Origin of the sequence: Terrirubrum flagellatum (genome assembly GCF_022059845.1) — a bacterium.
Taxonomy (GTDB): Bacteria; Pseudomonadota; Alphaproteobacteria; order Rhizobiales; family Beijerinckiaceae; genus Terrirubrum; species Terrirubrum flagellatum.
In genome coordinates this window covers 4,051,181-4,073,262 of record NZ_CP091851.1, presented here as the reverse complement: position 1 = coordinate 4,073,262, position 22,082 = coordinate 4,051,181, and the positions used below count along the sequence as shown (strand labels likewise).

19 protein-coding genes and 2 tRNA genes are annotated in these 22,082 nt (G+C 64.6%); 18 read left to right on the top strand and 3 right to left on the bottom strand.

The annotated features are described in order from the left end of the window. Window positions 1–76: 76 nt before the first annotated feature. Window positions 77–166: transfer RNA gene (locus tag L8F45_RS19570), tRNA-Ser, on the bottom strand. Window positions 167–307: 141 nt separating this feature from the next. Between L8F45_RS19570 and L8F45_RS19565 the strand changes: the two genes are divergently transcribed. Beyond that, window positions 308–381, top strand: a tRNA-Gln gene (locus L8F45_RS19565). 155 nt (window positions 382–536) lie between these two features. On the opposite strand, the gene L8F45_RS19560 is transcribed toward L8F45_RS19565, so the two are convergent. Beyond that, entirely contained in the window at window positions 537–764 is a 228-nt protein-coding gene (locus tag L8F45_RS19560) for a hypothetical protein (RefSeq protein WP_342359535.1), read from the bottom strand. A 293-nt stretch (window positions 765–1,057) separates the two neighbouring features. On the opposite strand from L8F45_RS19560, the gene L8F45_RS19555 reads away from it, so the two are divergent. Beyond that, window positions 1,058–2,053 carry an asparaginase gene (locus L8F45_RS19555; protein WP_342359534.1) on the top strand — a complete coding sequence of 332 codons (996 nt, stop codon included), beginning with the start codon at window positions 1,058–1,060 and terminating at the stop codon, window positions 2,051–2,053. An 88-nt stretch (window positions 2,054–2,141) separates the two neighbouring features. Here L8F45_RS19555 and L8F45_RS19550 read toward each other — a convergent pair whose 3' ends face one another. Next, window positions 2,142–2,780, bottom strand: coding sequence for a TetR/AcrR family transcriptional regulator (locus L8F45_RS19550; RefSeq protein WP_342359533.1), 639 nt, complete (start codon window positions 2,778–2,780; stop codon window positions 2,142–2,144). A gap of 155 nt (window positions 2,781–2,935) precedes the next feature. Between L8F45_RS19550 and L8F45_RS19545 the strand changes: the two genes are divergently transcribed. The 16 genes from L8F45_RS19545 to L8F45_RS19470 all read left to right on the top strand — a co-directional run bounded on the left by L8F45_RS19545 (window position 2,936) and on the right by L8F45_RS19470 (window position 22,050). Beyond that, entirely contained in the window at window positions 2,936–4,222 is a 1,287-nt protein-coding gene (locus L8F45_RS19545) for an efflux RND transporter periplasmic adaptor subunit (protein ID WP_342359532.1), read from the top strand. Between the two features lie 70 nt (window positions 4,223–4,292). Then, window positions 4,293–5,873: a DHA2 family efflux MFS transporter permease subunit gene (locus L8F45_RS19540; RefSeq protein ID WP_342359531.1), complete on the top strand. Its 1,581-nt coding sequence runs from the start codon at window positions 4,293–4,295 to the stop codon at window positions 5,871–5,873. A gap of 145 nt (window positions 5,874–6,018) precedes the next feature. Beyond that, complete coding sequence (locus L8F45_RS19535) at window positions 6,019–6,723, top strand: MtnX-like HAD-IB family phosphatase (protein WP_342359530.1); 705 nt, start codon at window positions 6,019–6,021, stop codon at window positions 6,721–6,723. Beyond that, a complete protein-coding gene (locus L8F45_RS19530) occupies window positions 6,713–8,134 on the top strand; it encodes an aspartate aminotransferase family protein (RefSeq protein WP_342359529.1) in 1,422 nt (473 codons plus the stop codon). The genes L8F45_RS19535 and L8F45_RS19530 overlap by 11 nt, the downstream gene beginning before the upstream one ends. Before the next feature lie 42 nt (window positions 8,135–8,176). Beyond that, a complete protein-coding gene (locus L8F45_RS19525) occupies window positions 8,177–9,061 on the top strand; it encodes an arginase family protein (RefSeq protein WP_342359528.1) in 885 nt (294 codons plus the stop codon). Further along, window positions 9,061–9,945: an alpha/beta hydrolase gene (locus L8F45_RS19520; RefSeq protein WP_342359527.1), complete on the top strand. Its 885-nt coding sequence runs from the start codon at window positions 9,061–9,063 to the stop codon at window positions 9,943–9,945. Before L8F45_RS19525 ends, L8F45_RS19520 begins: the two co-directional genes overlap by 1 nt. A 7-nt stretch (window positions 9,946–9,952) precedes the next feature. After that, window positions 9,953–11,098, top strand: a complete 1,146-nt coding sequence (locus L8F45_RS19515) for a GNAT family N-acetyltransferase (RefSeq protein ID WP_342359526.1) — start codon at window positions 9,953–9,955, stop codon at window positions 11,096–11,098. Next, window positions 11,095–11,589: a DUF2147 domain-containing protein gene (locus tag L8F45_RS19510; protein ID WP_342359525.1), complete on the top strand. Its 495-nt coding sequence runs from the start codon at window positions 11,095–11,097 to the stop codon at window positions 11,587–11,589. Before L8F45_RS19515 ends, L8F45_RS19510 begins: the two co-directional genes overlap by 4 nt. Further along, on the top strand, window positions 11,586–13,328 hold the full coding sequence (locus L8F45_RS19505; RefSeq protein WP_342359524.1) for a sensor histidine kinase: 1,743 nt from the start codon (window positions 11,586–11,588) through the stop codon (window positions 13,326–13,328). Before L8F45_RS19510 ends, L8F45_RS19505 begins: the two co-directional genes overlap by 4 nt. After that, complete coding sequence (locus L8F45_RS19500) at window positions 13,310–14,686, top strand: sigma-54-dependent transcriptional regulator (RefSeq protein WP_342359523.1); 1,377 nt, start codon at window positions 13,310–13,312, stop codon at window positions 14,684–14,686. Before L8F45_RS19505 ends, L8F45_RS19500 begins: the two co-directional genes overlap by 19 nt. Before the next feature lie 17 nt (window positions 14,687–14,703). Continuing rightward, window positions 14,704–15,540, top strand: coding sequence for a MipA/OmpV family protein (locus L8F45_RS19495; RefSeq protein WP_342359522.1), 837 nt, complete (start codon window positions 14,704–14,706; stop codon window positions 15,538–15,540). Window positions 15,541–15,555: 15 nt separating this feature from the next. Continuing rightward, window positions 15,556–15,915 (top strand): hypothetical protein, encoded by a 360-nt coding sequence (locus tag L8F45_RS19490; protein WP_342359521.1) that lies wholly within the window; start codon window positions 15,556–15,558, stop codon window positions 15,913–15,915. A gap of 8 nt (window positions 15,916–15,923) precedes the next feature. Continuing rightward, window positions 15,924–16,307, top strand: a complete 384-nt coding sequence (locus tag L8F45_RS19485) for a DMT family transporter (RefSeq protein ID WP_342359520.1) — start codon at window positions 15,924–15,926, stop codon at window positions 16,305–16,307. 307 nt (window positions 16,308–16,614) lie between these two features. Continuing rightward, window positions 16,615–17,139 carry a chemotaxis protein CheW gene (locus L8F45_RS19480; RefSeq protein WP_342359519.1) on the top strand — a complete coding sequence of 175 codons (525 nt, stop codon included), beginning with the start codon at window positions 16,615–16,617 and terminating at the stop codon, window positions 17,137–17,139. A gap of 52 nt (window positions 17,140–17,191) precedes the next feature. After that, a complete protein-coding gene (locus tag L8F45_RS19475) occupies window positions 17,192–19,600 on the top strand; it encodes a methyl-accepting chemotaxis protein (RefSeq protein ID WP_342359518.1) in 2,409 nt (802 codons plus the stop codon). 80 nt (window positions 19,601–19,680) lie between these two features. Continuing rightward, window positions 19,681–22,050 carry a methyl-accepting chemotaxis protein gene (locus tag L8F45_RS19470; RefSeq protein WP_342359517.1) on the top strand — a complete coding sequence of 790 codons (2,370 nt, stop codon included), beginning with the start codon at window positions 19,681–19,683 and terminating at the stop codon, window positions 22,048–22,050. The last annotated feature ends 32 nt before the right edge of the window (window positions 22,051–22,082 follow it).

Sequence of the window (22,082 nt, the reverse complement as noted above, 5' to 3'; positions counted from 1 at the left end):
GACGGGGCGGCAGAGGATTCCGGCGTCGCCCGCCCCATCGGGCGCGCGCCGATCGTGCAATGTTTGGATTGCTAGATGGCGGAGAGGGGGGGATTCGAACCCCCGATAGAGTTGCCCCTATGCCGCATTTCGAGTGCGGTGCATTCAACCGCTCTGCCACCTCTCCGCGTGCAGGGTGTCCTGCGGTCGCGGGTCCTTACAGACCGAATCTCGCCCGCGCAAGGCGTTGAGAGCAGGCTCAGGGGGCGTCGGTCCGGCGCTTCGCGATCTTGCGGCGCTGCGCCCCCGCTGCTACGTCGCGGCTCGTTGGGTCGTCGTCTAATGGTAGGACTCGGGATTTTGATTCCCGCTATCGTGGTTCGAATCCACGCGACCCAGCCATCAGGCTAACCATCTGGGATTATTGATGTTTGAGCGCGACCGCGCTCAGCGCTCGATCGCCCGATCCTGCGGCCGGCAGGCGGGGCCGTCCGGGACTTGGGCACGCGGCGCTTCAAGGCCGCGCGCAGGCCGGTAGGCGCCGAGCGGCAGTCCGGCTAGGTTGCGTTCGTCCGTTCCATGTCCGCCAGAGCCCGCTCGACAGCATCGATCTGCTGTTCCAGGGCGAATTTGCGGACCTTGAGAAATCTGAGCCTGAAGTCGAGAAAACTGTGAACCGTTGCGGATGGAATGTCTTTCGCTGCTTTGTCGCCGGCGGACGATGATCCGGCAGGCGGACTGGGGGAAGCAGCTGAAACCCGGCGCTCGCCGCCGGAATCGATCATGCAATCTCCTCTTGCGCGTCGCCGATCTAGGCGCGCGGTGTGAAGCAATCGTTACAAAATTTAGGAGCAACAGTCACATTTCCGGGAGGCGCGCCCGCGCCGACTTAGGTCGCGCTGGAAGCAGGGCGATCGAGGACGTCGGCCGGGCGCCAGCGGCATGACTTCTGCGGCGCCGGACGAAATCTCTCGACGCGCATTTCAGACCGCTGCAATAAAGATGCGAGAGGCGCGCCGCATCGCGCCACGCGCAAATTCTAACTGTCAACAGGCCCTGATCCTCATACGGGAATCCCATGAAGCCCAAGGTCGCGTTTATCGGAACCGGCGGAACCATCTCCTCGCTGGGCCGCAATTCTCTCGACATCATCGACTATGGTGCGAACGACAGCCGCCTCCATGCCGACGAGATTCTCGCGCGGGTGCCGGAGGCGGCTGAAATCGCCGAGGTGATCCCGGTCCGCTTTCGCGCCGTGCCAAGTCCGCAGATCTACTTCCCGGAGTGGAAGGAAATCATTTTGCTCTGCGAGACTTTGGTCGCCGACCATCCCGATCTCACAGGCATCGTGATTGGTCACGGCACGGCGACGCTGGAGGAGACCGCCTATTTCCTCAATCTCACGCTGAAAGTTTCGATCCCCGTCGTGCTCGTGGGATCGCAGCGGCCCTTGAGCGGACTATCGACCGACGGCGCGCTCAATCTCGTCAACGCCATTTGCGTCGCGGCATGCCCGGCCTCGCGCGGGCGCGGCGTTCTGGTGATGCTGAACGATGAGATTCAGGCGGCGCGCGACGTGACCAAAACATCGACGGCGCGCATGCAGACCTTCCGCACGCCCGATTTCGGTGTGCTTGGTCATGTCGACGGGCAGGAAGTGGTCTATTACCGCAAGACCGAACGCCGCACGGCGCCCGATACGGAATTTGACATTCGCGCGCTCGAAGCGTTGCCGCGCGTCGATATCGCCTATTCCTACGCAGGCGTCGATGGCGCCGCGATCCGCGCTTTCATCGCGGCCGGCGCGAAAGGCATCGTGTCTGCCGGTTTCGCGCCCGGCATGGCGGCGCCCGGAGAGCTGGAGATTCTAAAGGAAGCGGTGGCGCAGGGAATCGTCGTGGTGCAGGCGACGCGCTCTGGCAGCGGCCGCACGGCGCGCACGACGAAGCAGCGCGAATATGGCTTCGTGAACAGCGACAATCTCATTCCGCAGAAGGCGCGGCTGTTGCTCGCCCTTGCGCTGACGAAAACGTCCGACCCCGCGGAGATCGAGCGCATCTTCTCGGAATATTGACGGTGATCCAAGCCTGTTCGCACGCCATGACCGGCGGCGAGCCGGGCTAGCTGAAGCGAACGCCGCCAGACTTTGACGCCGCGAAGCGTCAGCTCTTCGCGTAGGCCTTCATGAAGAAGGTCACCGCCGATTTGACGATATAGTCGATGTCTTCGCGCGACGCTTCTTTCTTGCAGCCGAACAGCATCGGCTTCAGCACCATCGCATGCGACAGTTCGAGAAACTGTCGTGCGGCGAGGAACGTGTCGGGAATCTCGAGCTGCCCTGCGGCGACCCGCGCATCGAGATAGGCCGCAAGGCGTCCGGCGCTGAGCGCGGGACCATTCTCATAGAACTCGCGGCCGAGCTCGGGCATGCGCTCGGCGATGCCCATGACGACGCGCATCGCCGAGATGACGCGCGGCTGGCAGAGGAAGAGAGCGAGATCGACGCCCACGCGAGTCAGCACGCCCTCGATATCGGGGTCGCCCTGGTCGACCTTGAAAATCTCGTTGATGTGGGCGTAGCGCTCCTCGCCGACCACCGCCGAGAACAGCAGCTCCTTGTTCTCGAAATAGACATAGAGCGTGCCCTTGGAGACGCCCGCCGCCTTGGCGATGTCGTTCATGCTGGCGCCCTCGAACCCCTGCGCCAGGAAGACGCGGCGGGCCCCCTCGACGATCTGACGTCGCTTGGCGTTATCGACGGGCGGCTCCGGGGCCGGAACCAGGGCGGCGAGGGCTGTCATCTTTTTTGACCGAACCGTTCAGTTTCCTCTTGCGTATAGGAAGGTCGGGTGGTAGTCAACCGCCAGTTGACTGAACCGTTCGTTCAATTTGTCGGCAAGGGCCGGTGAAATCCGGAGGCGAAACCCTCCCGGGAACGGAAGTCGGAGGCATGAACATGGAATCTGCTCGCTCCCAGACCGCTCCGGCGGAGGCTGACGCATCCAATATCGTGGCGTGGGACCGCTCCCGCGCCGAAGTCAGGGATCTCAAGATCGAACCCAAGGCCGAGGCTAAGCCCGAGGCCAAGCCCGAGCCGGCGGCGGAAGCCAAAATCGCCGAGCGCCCGGCTGAGGCGCCGGAAGCGAAGCAGACGCCGGCCTCGCCCTCTGCCGCCAAGCAGGAGACGCCCGCCAAGAAGAAGGGCGGCGTCCGCAAGGTGGTGCTCCCCGTCATCCTGATTGGCGCGCTCGCCGCCGGCGGCTGGTATGGCCATGAATGGTGGACGGTTAGCCGCTTCATGGTCTCGACCGATGACGCCTATGTGCAGGCGGACGTGTCCACGCTTGGCGTGAAAGTGTCGGGCTATGTCGCGAAGGTGGCGGTGAAGGACGGTGATCGCGTCAAGGCGGGCGATGTGCTCGTGACGCTCGACGATGTCGATTATCGCGTCGCGCTGCAGTCGGCGGAAGCGAAGCGCGCCACCCAGTCGGCGACGATCGCCCGCATCGAGCAGCAGATCGTCGCGCAGGAATCGCAGATCGAAGGCGCGCGCGCCGGCATTGTTTCGGCGGAAGCGGGCGCGACCCGCGCCGCCGCGGCGTTCGTCCGCGCGCAGCAACTGGCGCAGCAGAATTTCTCGTCGAAAGCGACGCTTGATCAGGCGACCGCCGATCGCGACCAGAGCAACGCCGCGGTCGTGAACGCCAGGGCGGCGCTTGCGTCGGCTGAGGCCAATCTCGGCGTCATCAAAGCGCAGAAGGTTGAAGCCGAGCAGGTCGCGAAGGAGCTCGACGCCGCCATCGCCAAGGCGCGCAACGATCTCGACGCGACCGTGATCCGCGCGCCTGTCGACGGCGTCGTCGGCAACCGCGCCGCGCAGCCAGGCATGTTCGTCGCGCCGGGTTCGCGTCTGCTGGCTCTGGTGCCGCTGCAGAGCGTCTATATCGCTGCGAACTTCAAGGAGACGCAGCTTGGCGAGATCAGGCCGGGCCAGAAGGTGACGCTCAAGATCGACTCCGTGAAAGGGCGCGCCTTCGAAGGAACCGTCGAGAGCTTCTCGCCGGCTTCGGGTTCGACCTTCAGCCTGCTGCCGCCGGAGAACGCGACCGGCAACTTCACCAAGATCACCCAGCGCGTGCCGGTGCGCGTGCAGGTGCCGGTTGATGTTGCGGCGCTTGGGATTTTGCGTCCGGGCCTGTCCGTGGTCGCGTCGGTCGATACGCGCACTGGCCCGAAAAGCTGATCTGAAATCCTCTCCGCGCGGCTGATCCAAAGTCGCGCGGATCGTTCGCCCTCCTCAGGAGATGGCCGCCATGGCCGCTGCGACCGCTAACGCCGCCACGTCAATCGCCCCGCCGGAACAGACGGTCAGCACGCGCAAGCTGCTCACCTTCTTCGGCATGGTGTTCGGCATGTTCATGGCGATCCTCGACATCCAGATCGTCTCCGCCTCGCTGGCGGAAATCCAGGCCGGCCTTGGCGCGTCCGCCGATGAGATCTCCTGGGTGCAGACCGCCTATCTCATCGCCGAAGTGATCATGATCCCGCTCTCGGGATTCCTGTCGCGCATGCTCTCGACGCGCTGGATCTTCGCGATCTCCGCCGGCGGTTTCACGCTGATGAGCTTTCTCTGCGGCACGGCGAGTTCGATCAATGAGATGATCGTCTATCGCGCGCTGCAGGGCTTCATCGGCGGCGGCATGATCCCGACCGTGTTCGCGTCGGCCTTCACGATCTTCCCGCCGCGCATGCGCCCCATCGTTTCGCCGATGATCGGCCTTGTCGCGACGCTCGCGCCGACGATTGGCCCGACGGTCGGCGGCTATCTCACCGACGCGCTCTCCTGGCACTGGCTGTTCTTCATCAATGTCATTCCCGGGATCATCGTCACGGTCATGGCGGTCGTCATGATCGACTTCGACAAGCCCAACCTGTCGCTGTTCGATCATTTCGACTGGGTCGGGCTTGGCTCGATGGCTCTGTTCCTCGGCTGTCTCGAATATGTGCTGGAGGAAGGCCCGAACAATGACTGGTTCCAGGACGAGGCCGTGTTCGTCACGGGCGTGCTCTGCGTCATCGGCGCCGTCGTGTTCTTCTGGCGCGTGCTGACGGCGAAGGAGCCGATTGTCGATCTCCGCGCCTTTCTCGATCGCAATTTTGCGACAGGCTCGATCTTCTCCTTCGTGATGGGCATCGGCCTTTATGGCCTGACCTATCTTTTCCCGGTCTATCTCGGCCGCGTGCGCGGCTATGATTCGCTGATGATCGGCGAGACCATGTTCGTCACCGGTCTCTGCATGTTCTTCACCGCGCCGATCGCCGGGCGCCTCATGACCATCCTCGATCCTCGCGTGATGCTGTTCGCCGGCTTCATGGGCTTTGCGGCCGGCACGCTGATCATGACCTCGATCACCCATGACTGGGATTTCTACGAGCTGCTGATCCCGCAGGTGCTGCGCGGCGTCTCGCTGATGACCTGCATGGTGTCGATCAACAACATCGCGCTCGGCACGCTGGCGCCGTCGATGATGAAGAACGCGTCCGGCCTGTTCAATCTGACCCGCAATCTCGGCGGCGCGGTCGGTCTTGCGCTGATCAACACGGTTCTCAATGATCGCACCGACCTCCATCTGCAGCGCCTGCGCGACGGCGTGAGCTGGGGCCGCGACAATGCGGTCGCCGTGTTCAACCAGCTCCAGCAGAGCTTCGCGACCTTCGGCGACAAGGCCGAGGCGATGACGGCGAGCCGCCTGGTCGGCATGCTTCGGCGCGAGGCGCTGGTGCTCAGCTTCTCCGACGTGTTCCTGGTGCTGACCCTGCTCTTCGCCGGCCTCGCCTGCGTGGTGGTGTTCGTGCGCAAGCCGGCCGCGGCTGGCGGCGGCGGGGGCCACTGAGCTCCCGCGCCCTCCATGCAACGCAATGTTGCGCTTCCTACAAAATTTGTAGGAAGGGAGGCTGCCAAAAGTTACTAACTTATTGATTCCCTTAAGGCCGGACCTTGGCATGCCTGTTGCTGAAGTATGACGGGCACAGGGGACAATGAGTACAAACTTTCGGGTGTTCGTCGACTTCGACGGAACGATTTCGCTTTCGGATACGACAGACCTTCTTCTCCAGCGCTTCGCCGACAAGGCGTGGCTCGCTGTTGAGGAGTCGTGGGAGCGCGGGGAAATAGGCTCGCGCGAATGCATGGTGCGCCAGATCGATCTGGTCCGCGCCACGCCGGCCGAGCTGGACGCCTTCATCGACGGCGTCGCGCTCGATCCTCATTTCACGGCGTTCGCGCGGCTGTGCGAGCGGCTGGGCGTTCCGCTCATGGTGGTCTCGGACGGTCTCGACCGCGTGGTGCGGACGGCGCTCGGCCGCGCCGGCCTTGATCTGCCGGTCAGGGCGAACAGGCTCGAATCGCTTGGCGAAGACAGGTGGAGGCTCTCCTTCCCTCATGCGAGCGATGACTGCCGCGCCCTGTCTGGTCACTGCAAATGCCGGACGATGGCGAGCGCGCGCAGCTTCGATATTCTGATCGGCGACGGCCGCTCGGACTTCTGCGGCGCTGGCCAGGTCGACATGGTGTTCGCCAAGTCGAAGCTCGTGGCCCATTGCCGCGAGCAGAACCTGCCGCATACTGCGTTCCATGATTTCTCGGATGTTCCGAGATTGCTGATGCAATGCCTGTCGGCCCATGCGCGCACTGCGCCGGCCGCGGCGCGCGACATGAACGAGGATGAGAATCATGCAGAATAACGCCGCGGTGAAATTCACCGCCGCCAATGACGTCGCCGCAGACGAAGCCGAACTGCTCGCGCTGGAGCGCGAATACTGCTCGTGGGGCGACACGGTTCATTACACCGAAGCGCCGAAGATTTTCGAATCCTGCGACGGCTCCTTCATGCGCGACGCCGCGGGCCGTTCGTTCCTCGATCTGCAGATGTGGTACTCCGCGGTCAATTTCGGATATTCCAATCGCCGCCTTAATGATGCGCTGAAGCGCCAGATCGACCGTCTGCCGCAGGTCGCGAGCCAATATCTCCATCGCGAGAAGATCGAGCTTGCCGCGATGATCGCGAAGGACGCCGAAGCCAAGTTCGGCCATAAGGGCCGCGTCCATTTCAATGTCGGCGGCTCCCAGGCGGTCGAGGATTCGCTGAAGATCGTGCGCAACGCCTCGAACGGGAAGAGCCTGATGTTCGCCTTCGAGGGCGGCTATCACGGCCGCACGCTTGGCGCCTCGGCGATCACCTCGTCCTATCGTTATCGCCGCCGCTACGGCCATTTCAGCGACCGCGCGCAGTTCATTCCGTTCCCCTACCACTTCCGCGGCCCCAAGGGCATGTCGAAGGAAGAGTACGGCATGCTCTGCGTGAAGCAGTTCGAGCGCCTGTTCGAAAGCGAATATAACGGCGTCTGGGACCCGAAGACCGGCCAGTGCGAATATGCGGCCTTCTATGTCGAGCCGCTGCAGGGCACCGGCGGCTATGTCATCCCGCCGATGAATTTCTTCAGCGAATTGAAGAAGGTTCTCGACAAGTACGGCATTCTGCTCGTCGTCGATGAAATCCAGATGGGCCTCTATCGCACGGGCAAACTCTGGTCGATCGAGCATTTCGGCGTGCAGCCTGACGTGCTGGTGTTCGGCAAGGCGCTGACCAACGGCCTCAACCCGCTCTCCGGCGTGTGGGCGAAGGAAGCCTTGATCAATCCGACGATCTTCCCGCCGGGCTCGACCCATTCGACCTTCAACGCCAATCCGCTCGGCACCGCCGTCGCGCTCGAAACGCTCAAGCTCACGCGCGAGCAGGATTTCGAGGCGTCCGTCATGCGCAAGGGCGCCTACTTCCTCGAAGGGCTGAAGGAACTGCAGCGCCGCCACAAGATCGTCGGCGATGTCGATGGCCTCGGCCTCGCGCTGCGCGCCGAAATCTGCGAGCCGCATGACAGCTACACGCCGTCGAAAGCGCTGGTCGATCGCATGTCGGATGAAGGCATGAAGGGCGACCTGACCTACAAGGGTCGCAACTATGGCCTCGTGCTTGATGTCGGCGGCTACCACAAGAATGTGCTGACGCTGGCGCCGTCGCTGATGATCTCCATGGAGGAGATCGACATGGCGGTCGCGCTGCTCGATCAGCTCTTCACCCGCGTCACGCGCAACTAGTCTCTCGCGATGCGCGCCTGCCTCCTCGATTGCGACGAAGCGGTGTCGTCCCAGCCATTTCTGGCTGGGCTCGCCGCATCGGGTGAGGCTGATCTTGTCGATGCGCGCGATCTCGCGCCGCGTCTGCGCATTGTCGCAAGCCGCGGCGCGCTGCGCAGCCTCGACGCGCGTCTGAATGAAGCCGCGAGCCAGGGCGCGAATATCTTCTTCCTTGGCTCCGGTGATTTCCATCATCTCGCTTTTCCCCTGCTGCGCAGGTTCGATCAGCGCGTGACGGTGATCCATTTCGACAATCATCCGGATTGGGTGCGGTTTCCCGGTTCGGTGAATTGCGGCTCCTGGATCAACAAGGCGCTGGCGCTGTCCCACGTCGAGAAGATCATCACCATCGGTCCCTCGGGCGATGATCTCGCGCAGCCGGAATTGAAGACGGCGAATCTCGAAGCGATCCGTCAGGGCAGGCTTGAGGTTCACGCCTGGCGCGCCGCGGAGACGAAACTCTGGGGCGCGGCGGTCGATGCGCCCGGCGTGCGCACGGAGGGCGGACGTCTCGTCTGGCGCAATCTCGCGAACGAATCCTGGTCGGATTTTCTTGACGATCTCTGCGCGCGGCTGCCGGATTGCGGCCTCTGGCTCAGCATCGACAAGGATGTCGTCGGCGCCGACGAAGCCATCACCAACTGGGATCAGGGCGGCATGTCGCTCGATCATGTCGTCGAGGCGATCGAAAAGCTCGCCGCGCATCGGCCGATCCTTGGCGCTGATATCTGCGGCGACTATTCGCCGCCGCGCTTCCGCGATCCATTCCGCGCCTTTCTGTCCTATACGGACCGGCCAAATTCGCGACCGTCGCCGATCAATGCGACGGCCGTGAACGACACGGCCAATCGCCGCCTGTTCAACGCATTCGAGAAGGTTGCGGCGTAATGCCCGAAGCCGTCGTTACGCCGCTCCGCAAGCCTGGAATTCAGGACCGCAGCATTCTCATGGAGCGCGGCCGCGTCGGCGTGCTGCTGATCCATGGCCTCGGCGGCACGCCGCTCGAAATGAAGTCGCTCGCGCGCCATCTCGCCTCCGCCGGCTCGACGGTTCTCTGCTGCCATCTCGCCGGCCATTGCGGGAGCGAGGATGATCTCATCGCCACGCGCTGGCAGGATTGGGAGGCGAGCGCGCTCGCCGCTCTCGCGAAGCTGGAAGAGCGCTGCGACACGGTGATTGTCGGTGGTCTCTCCATGGGCGCGGTGCTTGCAGCGCGTCTCGCCGCGCGCGAGCCCGAGCGCATCCACGGCCTCATGATGCTGGCGCCGACGCTCTGGTATGATGGCTGGTCGATCCCCTGGTACAGCTTCCTGCTGAAATGGTTCATCAACACGCCGCATGGCAGCCGCTATCGCTTCGTCGAGCGCGAGCCTTATGGCCTCAAGGATGAGCGTATCCGCGCATTGGTCGCGAGCGCGATGATGTCCGGCGATTCAACCGTCGCCGGCCTGATGGCGACGCCGGCGCGCGCGCTGAAGGAGATGTGGCGCCTCGTCGACGCGCTGAAGCCCGATCTTGGCAAGGTGCGCCAGCCGACCTTCCTCGTTCATTCGCGCGACGACGACATCGCCAGCATCTCGAACGCGCATTATCTCCAGAAGAAGCTCGGCGGTCTCGTCGAGACTTTGATCCTCGACGACAGCTATCACCTCGTCACCGTCGATCGCCAGCGTGGCCTCGTGATGGAGCGCGCTGCCTCCTTCATCGATAATGTCGCCGCCGAAGCGCGCGAGAAGGCGCAGGCCGCCGCGAGCCGCCTGCGCGCTCTCTAAGAGCGTTATGATCACGAGCCGCATCGTTGCGGGCGTCGGCGCGCTCTCCGAGGCGGAATGGTCGGCCTGTTATCCCGATGAGGTCGAAGGCTGGGCCTATTATCGCGCCTGCGAGGCGAAGCCTCCGGCGGCGGTGAAGATATCGGCCGTCGAAGTCCGCGATGAGCAGGGCCTTCTCGCAGCCGCGCCTCTGTTCAAGCTTGGCTATCGGTTGGACACGCCGTTGCAGGGCGGCCTCCGACGACTCACGGATGCGCTGGCGGCGCGGGCGCCGAACCTTCTGGAATGGGGTCTGCTTGGCGTCGGGTCTCCCTTCGCCGATCGCTGCCACATCGCGCTGCGCCCCGGTCTTGGCGATGAGGCGCAACGTGCGGTGATTTCCGCGCTCGCCGATGCGATCGAACAGGAGAGCAAGCGCCTGGGCGTGTCGCTCATCGCTTTCAAGGACATTGCCGGCGCCGAGCACGCGGCGCTCGCTGAAGGGTTGCGCGCCAAAGGCTATGGCGGGATCGACGGTCTCCCGGTGGCGGCGCTCGATCTCAACGGCGCGAAGGATATCGACTTCTATCTCGCGACCTTGTCGGGCGCGACGCGCAAGGATGTGCGCCGCAAGCTCAGGGGCGCGCGCCTGCGCGTCGAGCGTCGAACCGGCATCGCCGATATCGCAGGTGAGATTGATCGCCTCTATCAGCACACGCGCACGACAAGCGCGCTGCGCTATGGCGATTTCGAGGAATTGCCTGACGATTATTTCGCGGCCGTTTCCGGCGCGCTCGGCGAGCGCGCGCTGTTCATGCTCTACTGGGTGGACGATGTCATCGCCGGCTTCAATCTGCTGCTGCTGGAGCGCGACCGCGCCATCGACAAATTCTTCGGGATGACTCATCCGCTCGGCCGCGAGCATAATCTCTATGTCGCGAGCTGGATCGAGAATGTCCGTTTCTGCATCGAGACAGGGCGGCGCTGGCTGCAGTCGGGCCAGACGGCGTATGATTCGAAAGTGAGACTGGGAAGCGCGCTGAAGCCGTCATGGAATCTGGTGAAACATCGCAATCGCATCGTGAACGGCGCCATCGCGCTGGCCGCGCCCTATGCCGGCTTCCCGCGCTGGGACCCGGATCTGCGGCGGCTGAAGGCGGCGGGAAAAATATGATTGCAAGGATTTCAGGCGCGCTTCTCGCGATAATCGCCGGCGCTTGCCTGATCGGCGTGGCTCCTGCGCGCGCGGCCGACGACATCAATGGCGTCTGGCTCACCGATGACGGCGAGGGCGCGGTCGAGATTTCGGCCTGCGGCGCGCAGCGCTGCGGCCGCATCGTCTGGCTGAAAAAGCCGACGACTGACGAAGGCGAGCCGGTGACGGATCAGAACAATCCGAGCGCCGGCCTGCGGTCGCGGCCGGTGTGCGGCCTCCAGGTCGTGAGCGGCCTCAAGGCGCAATCGAACGGCGCCTGGGATAATGGCCGCGTCTATGATCCCGAGGAGGGGAAGAGCTATGATCTCGAAATCCGTCGCGAAGGCGATCGGCTGAAGATCAGGGGCTATGTCGGCGTCAAGACGCTCGGAGAGACAATGACATGGAGCCGGGCTCCGCGATCGCTGGGCCGCTGCGCCGGGCAGGGGCGCAACTCCGCGCGTCCATGAAGTGGCCGCGCCCGCTCTCTTTGCGCTGGCGGCTTGTCGTCGCCTTCGTGCTCGTGAGCGCGCCGCCGGTTCTGATCGCAAGCTATCTCGCCGCCCAGGCGATCGCTGGCGTCTTCCAGCAGAATGTCGAGCGCTGGCTGAACGAGACGTCGCTCTTTCTCGTCAGTCAGGTGAACGACGCGGTGACGGAGGCTGACCGTTCGGCCTCCACGATCGCGACGGCCCTGTCTCGCGACGCCGATCTCAGCTCGTCCGATTCGATCAAGCCTTACGCCGAGCTGCTGGCGGCCGCGGGCTATGACTATGTCAGGATCGAGGACGAGAACGGAACGGCGCGCTACGCCTCGGGCGCGACCGCGACGATCGGATCGATGCCGCATCGCGCGTTCAAGTCGGTGCTGAATATGAAGGTGAGCGGCGCAACCAAGCTCGCCATCGCCGCTGTCAGACCTTTCGACGCCGCGGGCGCGCGTCACTATGTCCTAGTGTCGAATATTCTGGATGAACGATTCTTCACCGTCTCGCAGGGCATCAAATCGCTCGACGTGCGCGTCACGCGATTGGAAGACGGAAAACTGATCGGATCGGACGGCGATCCGGCCAAGGCGCTGCCGATCTCCACCGATGCGCTGCAAAGCCTCATGGCCGGCGCCGAAAGCGTGGTCGCGCTGGGCTCGCCAGATGATGAGGTGGCGACGGCCTACGCCGCGATCCGCGACGACCAGTCCCATCTCGTCGGCGTTGTTCTCTGCCGCGTGTCGAGCGAGGCGACCGGCCTCGAAGGCCTGTCGAAATGGCAATTGTTCGTCGCGCTTGCGCTGATCGCCGGCGCGATATCGACGGTGGTCGGCTTCTTTCTCGCTGAGCGAATCTCGCGGCCCGTGCGCGCTCTGACGCGCGGCCTGCGCGCCGTCGCGGGCGGCGACTATCAGGCTCGCGTGCCGGAGGAAGGCGGCCAGGAGCTCGAACGCCTCGCAGCCGGTTTCAACGCCATGACCGAACAGCTCGGCCGTCTGCAGGCGATGGAAAGCGACATGCGTCGGCGCCAGCAATTCGCCGTGCTCGGCGAAGCCGCGGCGATGATCGCCCATGAAATCCGCAATCCGCTTGGCATCATCAAGACGTCGAGCCAGGTAGTGCGCATGCGCTCGGCGCTGAAGCCTTCCGAGGACAGGCTGATCGGCTTCGTGCTCGATGAAGTCGGCCGCATCGACCGGCTGGTGCAGGACATCCTCGACTACGCCCGCCCGCGCGAGACGAGGAAATGCCAGCTTGATCTCATGGCGGATGTCGTCGCACGCGTGATCGCCATGGCGGCGCCGGAGATGCAGAAGCATAACGTCGAGTGCGATGTCGCCGAGCCGGGCGAGTCGATGCTGATATCAGGCGACCCCGATCAATTGCATCAGGTGCTGCTCAATCTCATCCTCAATGCGCTCGACGCCATGCCCGAGAAGGGCCGTCTGACCATCCGGGCGGAACGCGCTGGCGATGTGATCAACCTGATCGTCTCCGATACGGGCGCCGGCATCGAGCCGCAGGTGCTCGATCGCATTTTTGATCCTTTCTTCAGCACGAAGGCGAAAGGCGCGGGGCTGGGTCTTGCGCGCTCGCGAGGGATCATTGAGGAGCATGGCGGCACGATTTCGTGCAGGAGCGAGCCCGGCCATGGCGCTGAATTCACCATCCGGCTGCCGGCGCTCAGCGTGACGGAGAAGGAATGCGTCCAGTCGTCCTGATCGTTGACGACGAACTCCGGCTCGCCGAAGTGCTGGCGCTGGCGCTGGAGGCGCGCGACATCGAGGCCTTCGCGGTCAACTCGGTTGTGGCGGCCGAGGATTTCGTCCGCGCCAACGCCGTCGACGTGGTGCTGACTGATCTGCGCATGCCGGAGCTTGGCGGTCGCGAACTCTTGCATCGCCTGCGCGTCAACCGGCCCGATCTGCCGATCATCATCATGACCGCCTACGCGTCCGTGCGCGATGCGGTCGATCTCGTGAAGGACGGCGCCTTCGACTATGTCTCAAAACCCTTCGAGGTCGACGACGTCGTCGCGACGATCAACCGCGCGCTGAGGCTCGGCGAGACGCTCGACGAGAACAGGCGCCTGCGCCGCGAGATCGAACAGAAATTCCACTTCGACAATCTCATTGGCGACAGCCCCGCCTTCCAGCAGGTGCTGCGCCAGATCACGGAAGTCTGTTCGAGCCGCGCCACGGTGCTGATCCAGGGCGAGAGTGGCACCGGCAAGGAGCTTGTGGCGCGCGCCATCCATTACAACAGCCCGCGCCGCGCGAAGCCGTTCATCCCGGTCAATTGCGCGGCCATTCCCGAAAACCTTCTGGAGAGCGAGCTCTTCGGCCATGCCCGCGGCGCCTTCACCGGCGCGGTCGCGGCGCGGTCAGGACGTTTCGCCGCGGCCGACGGCGGCACCATCTTTCTTGATGAAGTCGGCGACATGCCGCTCTCGATTCAGCCGAAGGTCCTGCGCGCCTTGCAGGAGCAGACCTTCGAGGCGGTCGGCAGCGATCGCGCCACGCGCGTCGACGCGCGCATCATCGTCGCGACCCACAAGGATTTGCGCCGGATGGTCGACGATCGCTCGTTCCGCGAGGATCTCTATTATCGTCTGAATGTCTTTGCGATGACCCTGCCAGCCCTGCGCGAGCGGATCGAGGATGTGCCTGCGATCGCGATGCACTTTCTCAGACAGTTCGCTGACGAAATGGGCAAGAAGGTCGTCTCCTTCTCGCCCGCCGCCGAGACGGCGATGCGCGCCTATTCCTGGCCCGGCAATATCAGGGAATTGCAGAATAGCGTCGAGCGCGCCGTGATCGTTGCGCGTGGAACGGCGGTGGACCTGCCCGATCTTCCCCGCTATGTCCTTGAAAGCGCTTCGAGCGCGTCCGCTGGTTCGCGCCTGCCTGACGATCTCGACGCGGAGTTAGCGAAAGCCGAACGGAATTACATTATTGAAGCCCTGAAAGAGTCGCAGGGCGTCCAGGTCAAGGCTGCGGCCCGGTTGGGGATCACCGAACGCAGCCTTTGGCACAGGTTGAAGAAGCACGGCATTCGGATAGACAAGAATATCGGTTAGGAGTCGTTATGGGCGGCATGGGTGACGGGCATCGGCGCGCAGGACGCGCCCTCGCGGCGACTGTCGCGCTCGCCATATCGTCTGCCGCCTTCGCCGCCGATTTGACGCCTGCGCCTGCGCCCGCTCCGGCCTCCACCGGCTGGATCGTCACCCTTGGCGCGATGGGCGTCGTCGGGCCGCTCTATGACGGCTCCAATCGTTATGGAATCACGCCGGCGCCGTCCTTCAGCATTCGCCGCCCGGGGACGCCGCCGGACCTCTCGTCGCCGGACGACAGCTTTGATCTCACCCTGTTCGACAATCCCTGGCTCAAGGTCGGTCCGGTCATTGCGCTTTCGATCGGCCGCGCGGTGGACATGGACCGGCGGCTTGCCGGTCTCGACAATTATTCCTGGACGGTGGAGCCCGGCCTTTTCGTCGAATGGTGGCCGCTGCCTGACCAGCTCCGTTTCCGCGCCGAAGTGCGCCATGGCCTGCGCAGCGAAGACGGCTTCGTCGCCGATGTCGGCGCTGATCTCTTCCATCGCGCTGGCGCCTTCACCTTCTCGACCGGCCCACGCGTGAAGCTCGCTGATTCGGATTCGATGAATCTCCAGTTTGGCGTGACGCCGGCCGCCTCGGCGCGCAATGGCCTGGTGACGCCCTTCTCTGCGTCAGGCGGCTTCAAATCGGTCGGCTATACCGCGGCCATGAATTACGACTGGTCGAGCCAGTGGCGCACCACGGCTTACGCCCGCTATGACCGTCTGGTGGGCGACGCCGCCTCGAGCCCGATCACCAAACGCTTCGGCTCGCCGAATCAGCTGACCGTCGGCCTTGGCGCCAGCTATTCCTTCATGTTCAACGGGCTCTGAAGCCCTACTCGACGCGTGACCCCGACCGCGCTTCTCCTGCTGGCGGGCGACGTTCTCTGCTGCACCGGCCGCCAGATGGCTTTCACGGCGGCGACCCGAGCCGCCTCGAAGGGCGAAGGCGGTCACTGGGCTGAACTCGCGCGATCGCCTTTTCTCTGGCTCGGCGTCGCCCTGTTCCTCGGCGAAGCGCTGTTCTGGCTCGCCTTCGTCTCTCTCGTTCCCCTGTCGACCGCCGTCATGGTCGGCTGCGTCAACATTGCGACGGTGATGCTGTCCGGGCGCATTCTGTTCGGCGACCGCATCGATCCCGTGCGCGCCGTCGCGATCGGCCTGATCGGCTTCGGCGTCGTTCTCGTCGGCTGGGGCGCGGCGTGAGAGCGTTCGTGCTGGCGATCGGATTCGCCACGCTCCTGCTGTTCGAGACCCTGGCGCAGATCGGCTTCAAGCTTGTCGCGGAGCGGACGTCGCCGGTCGCGCCGGACGCCGCGTTTCTCGCGCGGCTCGTCTCGGAGCCCTGGACGGCCATCCTCGCGCTGGCCTTCGCCGCGACCTTCGTCACCTACATGACGCTGCTGCGTGATGCGCCGGTGGGGCCGCTCTTCGCCGCGTCCCACCTCGACATCGTCACGGTCGCGCTCGTGTCGGTGCCGTTCTTCGGAGAACGGCTGTCGGCGATACAACTCGTCGGTTGTGTCGCGATCTGCGTCGGCGTCGTCATTCTCGCGACGGCCGAAGGACGACGCGGCGAGAGTCAGGGCGGCGGCTGACGATCGCGGGCCCGCTTGCGTCGCTCCCGACGATTCAAGTGATTGAGCCGATTACGCGAATTCGCGTCCGAAGCGCCTCCGCCCGCAAGTAAAGCAAAGCTTAATGACAGATTTCGAAATTCGTCGACGGGAAAGGCGCCTGAAGGTCAAGCCTGCAAGCGCAGGTTGTTTACTTCTTTGAAAGCACATTCAGACATGGTTTTTGCGCGAAAAGTTCGCCGGATTGTGCGTGAGCAGGCGGCGCGGAGCGCGCCTCGACATCTCCCGACGACACGGCGGACGAAGATGAAGAGGGATCGTCACGCGCATGAGCTGGCAGTCGGACACGCAAACTTTCGGCGACGCGCGCAACGGCACGGCTGACGGCGGTCAGCAGGGGCGCGGCCTTATCGAATTCATCAGCTTCGCCATTGGCGACGACCATTACGGCGTCGACATCATGGCCGTGCGCGAGATCAAGGGCTTCACCAACGTGACCGCGCTCCCGGGGCAGCCGGATTATGTGCGCGGCGTGCTCGATCTGCGCGGCGTGATGGTGCCGATCATCGATCTGCGCTGCCGTTTCAATCAGGGCAAGACCGAAGCGACGTCCCAACACGTCGTGATCATCGTGCAGATCGATGATCGTCAGGTCGGCCTGCTCGCCGATCAGGTGCTCGACATCGTCGCCTTCCAGGCAGCGAGCATTCAGCCGGTGCCGAAAGTGGCTCAGGCCGCGCGCATCGATTTTCTTTCAGGTCTCGTGACCATCGACGGGGCGATGATCGCGCTGATCGCGTTGCCGCAGCTTCTCGCGCTCGATGATCGGGCGCCGTCGCAGCAGGCTGCGTAAGCATTAAGGCCCGTCGCGCCGGGACTTTTAGCGCGACGGTGGGGGGATCGGGATGTTTTTTACTTCATCCATCCAGCGATGCATTGCGGCGACATTGGCGCTGCTGGTTCTGCCATTGGCGCTCGTCGCCGTCTGGGTGATCAGCTCGGCTTTGTGGGACGTCGCCGCGGCGCGGCAGTCGATTAAGCTCGCGCAGGCCGACAAGACATTGCTGCTCGCCGCTGCGGCGCTGCGCGGCCAGCGCGGCGACGTGCAGACGGCGTTGCTGGCCGAGGACGACCCGCGCGCGATGATCGCCCGCGTCATGGAGGATCTCGGCAAGCGTCTCGCCGAAGGCGCTGCTGAACTGCGCGACACGAGCCTCGATGCCCGGGCCGATCTCGCGAAAGCGATCGACGACAAATGGGCTGCGGCCGCGACGCTATTCGCCGGGCTGAATCAGGAAGCCTTGAAACCGAAGGCGGAACGCAAGGCCGCGGCGGTGGCGCCCTGGTCGAACGCCATCGAAAACGTCCTCAACGCGACCCTCGCCGCTTCTCAACAGACAGGGCAGGGCATTCGCCAGATCAGCCCGAAACTCGCGCAGCTCCAGAACGCGAAAGAGGATGGCTGGCTGCTGCGCGCGAACTATGGCGGCCAGTGCTCGCTCATGGCGGGGAGTTTCGCGTCGAATGCGGCTATCGCCGCTCCGCTGGCGCGTAAGCTTGGCGAATTGCGCGGCGGCGCCGCGCTCAGCGTCGCAAGCCTGACCGAGCTTGCCGGAAATCCCTACGCTTCGGCGCCGATGAAGGCGAAAGCTTCGGCCTCGGTCAGCGCCGTCACGACTGCGACGCGGCAGGCCGACGAGCTCTTCGAGAAGCTTGGCGCGCCGGGCTCGATCGACGCGACCGAGTGGCGCAAGCGCTGCGTGCAGCCTTATGACGCGATCATCTCGGTGATGACGACGTCGCTCGACGAGGTGGTCGAGGATGCGTCGCAGACCTTCAACTGGTCGCTGATCAAGCTCGCGGGCGCAATGGTCGTCGCGCTTCTGGTGGCCGGCGTCGGCGTCGCGAGCTGGATCGGGTTGCGCGACCGCATCTCGCGGCCAGTGGTCGACATCAGAAGCACGCTGGAGCGGTTGCAGGCGGGCAAGCTCGATGAGCCGGTCGCCGAGGCGCGCTATCCCGACGAGATCGGCGCTCTGTCCGGCGCGCTTGAAACCTACCGCGAAAATGCGCTGGCGCTGGAGACCGCGCGCAAGGAGCGCGAGGCGCTGCAGGATCACCAGCTTGCCGAGGCCGCCGCGAGCCAGGTCGTCGTCGCCAATGTGGCCGAGATCGTCGCCGGCGCGAAGGCCGGCGATTTCTCCGGCCGGGCCGACATCGGCGATGTCCAGGGATCGGTCCGCCAGTTGGCCGAAGGCGTCAACGCGATCAACGAAGTCGTCGATCAGGCGACGAACGAGTTGAGCGAGGTGTTGCAATCGATGGCGGGCGGCGATCTCACCCGCAGCATCGTTTCCAGCCATGCAGGCCGCTTCGGCGAGTTGCGCGAAGCCGTCAACGAAACCATTGCGCGGCTACGCGGCACTCTCTCCGCGATCCAGAATTCGGCCGTTGAAGTCGCCAATGCTTCAGCGGAGATCGCCACCGCCACAACTGATCTGTCGCAGCGGACGGAAGAACAGGCGGCTGGCCTCGAACAGACCTCCGCGTCGATGGAGCAGATCGCATCGACGGTGAGGAAGAACGCGGAGAATGCGCAGGCCGCCAACCAATCGGCGTCGAACGCCGGCGAAGTCGCCGACCGCGGCGGCAAGGTGGCGACCGAGGCCGTGCAGGCGATGGCGCGCATCGAGGAAAGTTCGGGCAAGATTTCCGACATCATCGGCGTCATCGACGAGATTGCGCGTCAGACCAACCTGCTTGCGCTGAACGCAGCGGTGGAGGCCGCGCGCGCCGGCGAGGCGGGCCGCGGCTTTGCAGTGGTTGCTTCCGAGGTGCGCTCGCTGGCGCAACGCTCGTCGCAGGCGGCGAAGGATATCAAGGACATCATTCTCGCGAGCGGCGGACAGGTAAAGGAGGGGGTCGAGCTGGTGAACCGCGCTGGCGGTTCGCTCAATGAGATCGTGGCCTCGATCCGGCATGTGGCGGCGATCGTCGCCGATATCGCGTCGGCGAGCGCCGAGCAGTCGATCGGCGTCACCGAAGTCAACAAGGCGCTGCAGCAGATGGACGAAGCGACGCAGAAGAATTCGGCGCTCGTCGAGCAGAATGCGGCGACGGCGAAGACGCTTGAGGCCCAGGCCCAGGCGATGAACGAACAGGTCAGTTATTTCCGCGTCGATGCCGCGGCCGCGCCTGCCGCGCCACGCGCAACCGCGAAGCCTTCGGCGACGACGCGCATCGCGTCGCGACCTGCGCCGCGCGTGCGGGGCGCGCTGGCGCTGAAGAGTGATCCGGAATGGGAAGAGTTTTGAGAGTTGAGACAGAGGCCGCCTGACGCGGCCGGTTGACGATTCCACGCGCCGGGGGGCGCGAACCCAAGGGGGATTGCGTGTTGAAGAAGCTTTCTGTCGGCGCCCTGCTGAAAGGCGTCACCATTCCACTGGCTGCGGCGGTCGTCGCTTGCTTCGCCTATGGTTCATGGGTGTCCTGGGACAAGCTCAAGCAGGCGGGCCGCATGGGCGGCGTCGCCGAAGCGTCGAGCCATCTCTTCACGGCGCTCCACAATCTGCGCGTCGACCGCTCCTCGACGACTCGCGACCTGCAGGCGGACAAGCAACTGACCGGCCTCAGCGAGGTTCTTCAGGCGGCGCGCGACGCGGATATGCCGGCGTTGAAAGCCTCCGTCGTCGCTTTGCGCGCGGTCGCATTCCCCGATCAGCAGATGGTCGTCGCCGATCTCGATGCGCGTGTGAAGAAGCTCGCCGCTCTGCAGGAGGAATCGCTCGCCGCGCTCAAGCAGCCGAAGGCGTCGCGCCGCGCCAATCTCGCGCAGGAATATTTCTCCGAAGTCTCGACGCTTCTCGACACGCTTGACCGCATCTCGGCCACGCTGACGCGCTCGGTCAAACTTGAGGACGCTTATGTCGATCAGCTTCTGCAACTGAAGCAACTCGCCTGGATGGCGCGCAACGCCGCCGGCGACGCCTCGCTGATGATCTCGAACGTGCTTGGCGGGCAACCCCTGCCACAGGACGCGATGATGAAATACAATGTCCATGTCGCGCGTTTGGACACGGCGTGGAGCGCGCTGGAGGATCTCGCCTCGGGAACGCCGATGCCGGCCTCCTTCCAGCAGGCCATGCAGCGCGCGAAGGAAGGCTTCCTCGGCGCCGATTATGCGGCAGTGCGTCTGAAGATGATCACCGGCCTGATCGCCGGTCAGCCGCAATCGATGGCGGCCGATCAATGGTCGAAGGAATCGGTTGCGAAACTGAGCACGCTGCTTGGCGTGGCCGAAGCCGCATTGCAAACGGCGAGAGATCACGCGGCGCGCGAGCACGCCGAAGCGACGTCCGCTTTGACGGGCTTCCTCATTGCGTTGACTGCCGTGCTGGCGATCTGCGTCGGCATGCTCATGCTGGTCTCGCGCCGCGTGACGACGCCTCTCAGGCAGATTCAGCACGCCATGCAGAAGGTCGCGACCGGCGATTTCGACGTCGCGCTGCCAGGCCTCGATCGCAAGGACGAGATCGGCCAGGTCGCGAATGCGGTCGAACGTTTCAAGACGCTCGCCGCCGAGAAGGCGCAGGAAGAGGCGGCGATCGCCATGCGCCGCCAGCAGGAAGATTCCGAGCGTCAGGCGGCCGCTGCGCGCGTCGAGGCTGAAGCGCAGGAAAAGGCTCATGCGCGGCAGCGCGAGGCCGCCGAAGAGCAGGGCCGGGTAATGCGGGCGCTGGGCGAAGGATTGCGCAGCCTATCCGCGGGCGATTTTACGTCGCGCATCGCGGCGGATGTCCCTGCGGACTATCAGGAGATCACGGCGGACTTCAACGATATGGCCGAGCGCATCGCCGAAGCGATGTCCTCGATCAAGGCGTCCACGGTTGAGGTGTCGAACGCTTCGGCCGAAATCTCCGCCAGCACGACCGATCTGTCGCAGCGCACCGAGCAGCAGGCCGCAAGCATCGAGGAAACCTCAGCTTCGATGGAAGAGATCGCGGCGACGGTGAAGAAGAACGCCGAGAATGCGCAGACTGCGAATCAGTCGGCAGTGACCACGCGCGAAGTCGCGCAGCGCGGCGGCGAAGTCGTGGCCGAAGCCGTGCAGGCGATGGCGCGCATCGAGGAGTCTTCGCGCAAGATCTCCGACATCATCGGCGTGATCGACGAGATCGCACGCCAGACCAACCTGCTGGCGCTCAACGCGGCGGTGGAAGCGGCGAGGGCCGGCGAGGCGGGCCGCGGTTTCGCGGTTGTCGCGTCGGAAGTCCGCTCGCTGGCGCAGCGCTCGTCGCAGGCGGCGAAGGACATCAAGGAGCTGATCGTTTCCAGCGGCGGTCAGGTGAAGGAAGGCGTCGATCTCGTGAACCGCGCGGGCGCGTCGCTCGCCGAGATCGTCGCGTCGATCAAGCAGGTGGCCTCGGTGGTGGCCGACATCGCGTCGGCCAGCGCGGAGCAGTCGATTGGCATCGCCGAAGTCAACAAGGCCTTGTCGCAGATGGATGAGGTGACGCAGCAGAACTCGGCGCTGGTCGAGGAGAATGCGGCCACGGCGAAGACGCTGGAGCAGCAGGCCAAGGCGATGGACGAGCGCGTCAGCTACTTCCGTGTCGAAGACGCCGTTGCGCCGGCTCCGATGACAAAGCGTCCCGCAGCGGTCGCGGCGAAGCCCGCGGCGCCCGCCCGGACGGTCGCGCGTCCCGCTCCGCGCACGCGGGGCGCGCTGGCGCTGAAGAGCGATCCCGAGTGGGAGGAGTTTTGAGATCGGCGCGGCGGACGCCGCCAGCCGAACTT

Coding starts and splice junctions, on each gene's coding strand:
- L8F45_RS19560 (WP_342359535.1), bottom strand. CDS start 764: ATGATCGATTCCGGCGGCGAGCGCCGGGTTTCAGCTGCTTCCCCCAGT.
- L8F45_RS19555 (WP_342359534.1), top strand. CDS start 1,058: ATGAAGCCCAAGGTCGCGTTTATCGGAACCGGCGGAACCATCTCCTCG.
- L8F45_RS19550 (WP_342359533.1), bottom strand. CDS start 2,780: ATGACAGCCCTCGCCGCCCTGGTTCCGGCCCCGGAGCCGCCCGTCGAT.
- L8F45_RS19545 (WP_342359532.1), top strand. CDS start 2,936: ATGGAATCTGCTCGCTCCCAGACCGCTCCGGCGGAGGCTGACGCATCC.
- L8F45_RS19540 (WP_342359531.1), top strand. CDS start 4,293: ATGGCCGCTGCGACCGCTAACGCCGCCACGTCAATCGCCCCGCCGGAA.
- L8F45_RS19535 (WP_342359530.1), top strand. CDS start 6,019: ATGAGTACAAACTTTCGGGTGTTCGTCGACTTCGACGGAACGATTTCG.
- L8F45_RS19530 (WP_342359529.1), top strand. CDS start 6,713: ATGCAGAATAACGCCGCGGTGAAATTCACCGCCGCCAATGACGTCGCC.
- L8F45_RS19520 (WP_342359527.1), top strand. CDS start 9,061: ATGCCCGAAGCCGTCGTTACGCCGCTCCGCAAGCCTGGAATTCAGGAC.
- L8F45_RS19515 (WP_342359526.1), top strand. CDS start 9,953: ATGATCACGAGCCGCATCGTTGCGGGCGTCGGCGCGCTCTCCGAGGCG.
- L8F45_RS19510 (WP_342359525.1), top strand. CDS start 11,095: ATGATTGCAAGGATTTCAGGCGCGCTTCTCGCGATAATCGCCGGCGCT.
- L8F45_RS19505 (WP_342359524.1), top strand. CDS start 11,586: ATGAAGTGGCCGCGCCCGCTCTCTTTGCGCTGGCGGCTTGTCGTCGCC.
- L8F45_RS19500 (WP_342359523.1), top strand. CDS start 13,310: ATGCGTCCAGTCGTCCTGATCGTTGACGACGAACTCCGGCTCGCCGAA.
- L8F45_RS19495 (WP_342359522.1), top strand. CDS start 14,704: ATGGGTGACGGGCATCGGCGCGCAGGACGCGCCCTCGCGGCGACTGTC.
- L8F45_RS19480 (WP_342359519.1), top strand. CDS start 16,615: ATGAGCTGGCAGTCGGACACGCAAACTTTCGGCGACGCGCGCAACGGC.
- L8F45_RS19475 (WP_342359518.1), top strand. CDS start 17,192: ATGTTTTTTACTTCATCCATCCAGCGATGCATTGCGGCGACATTGGCG.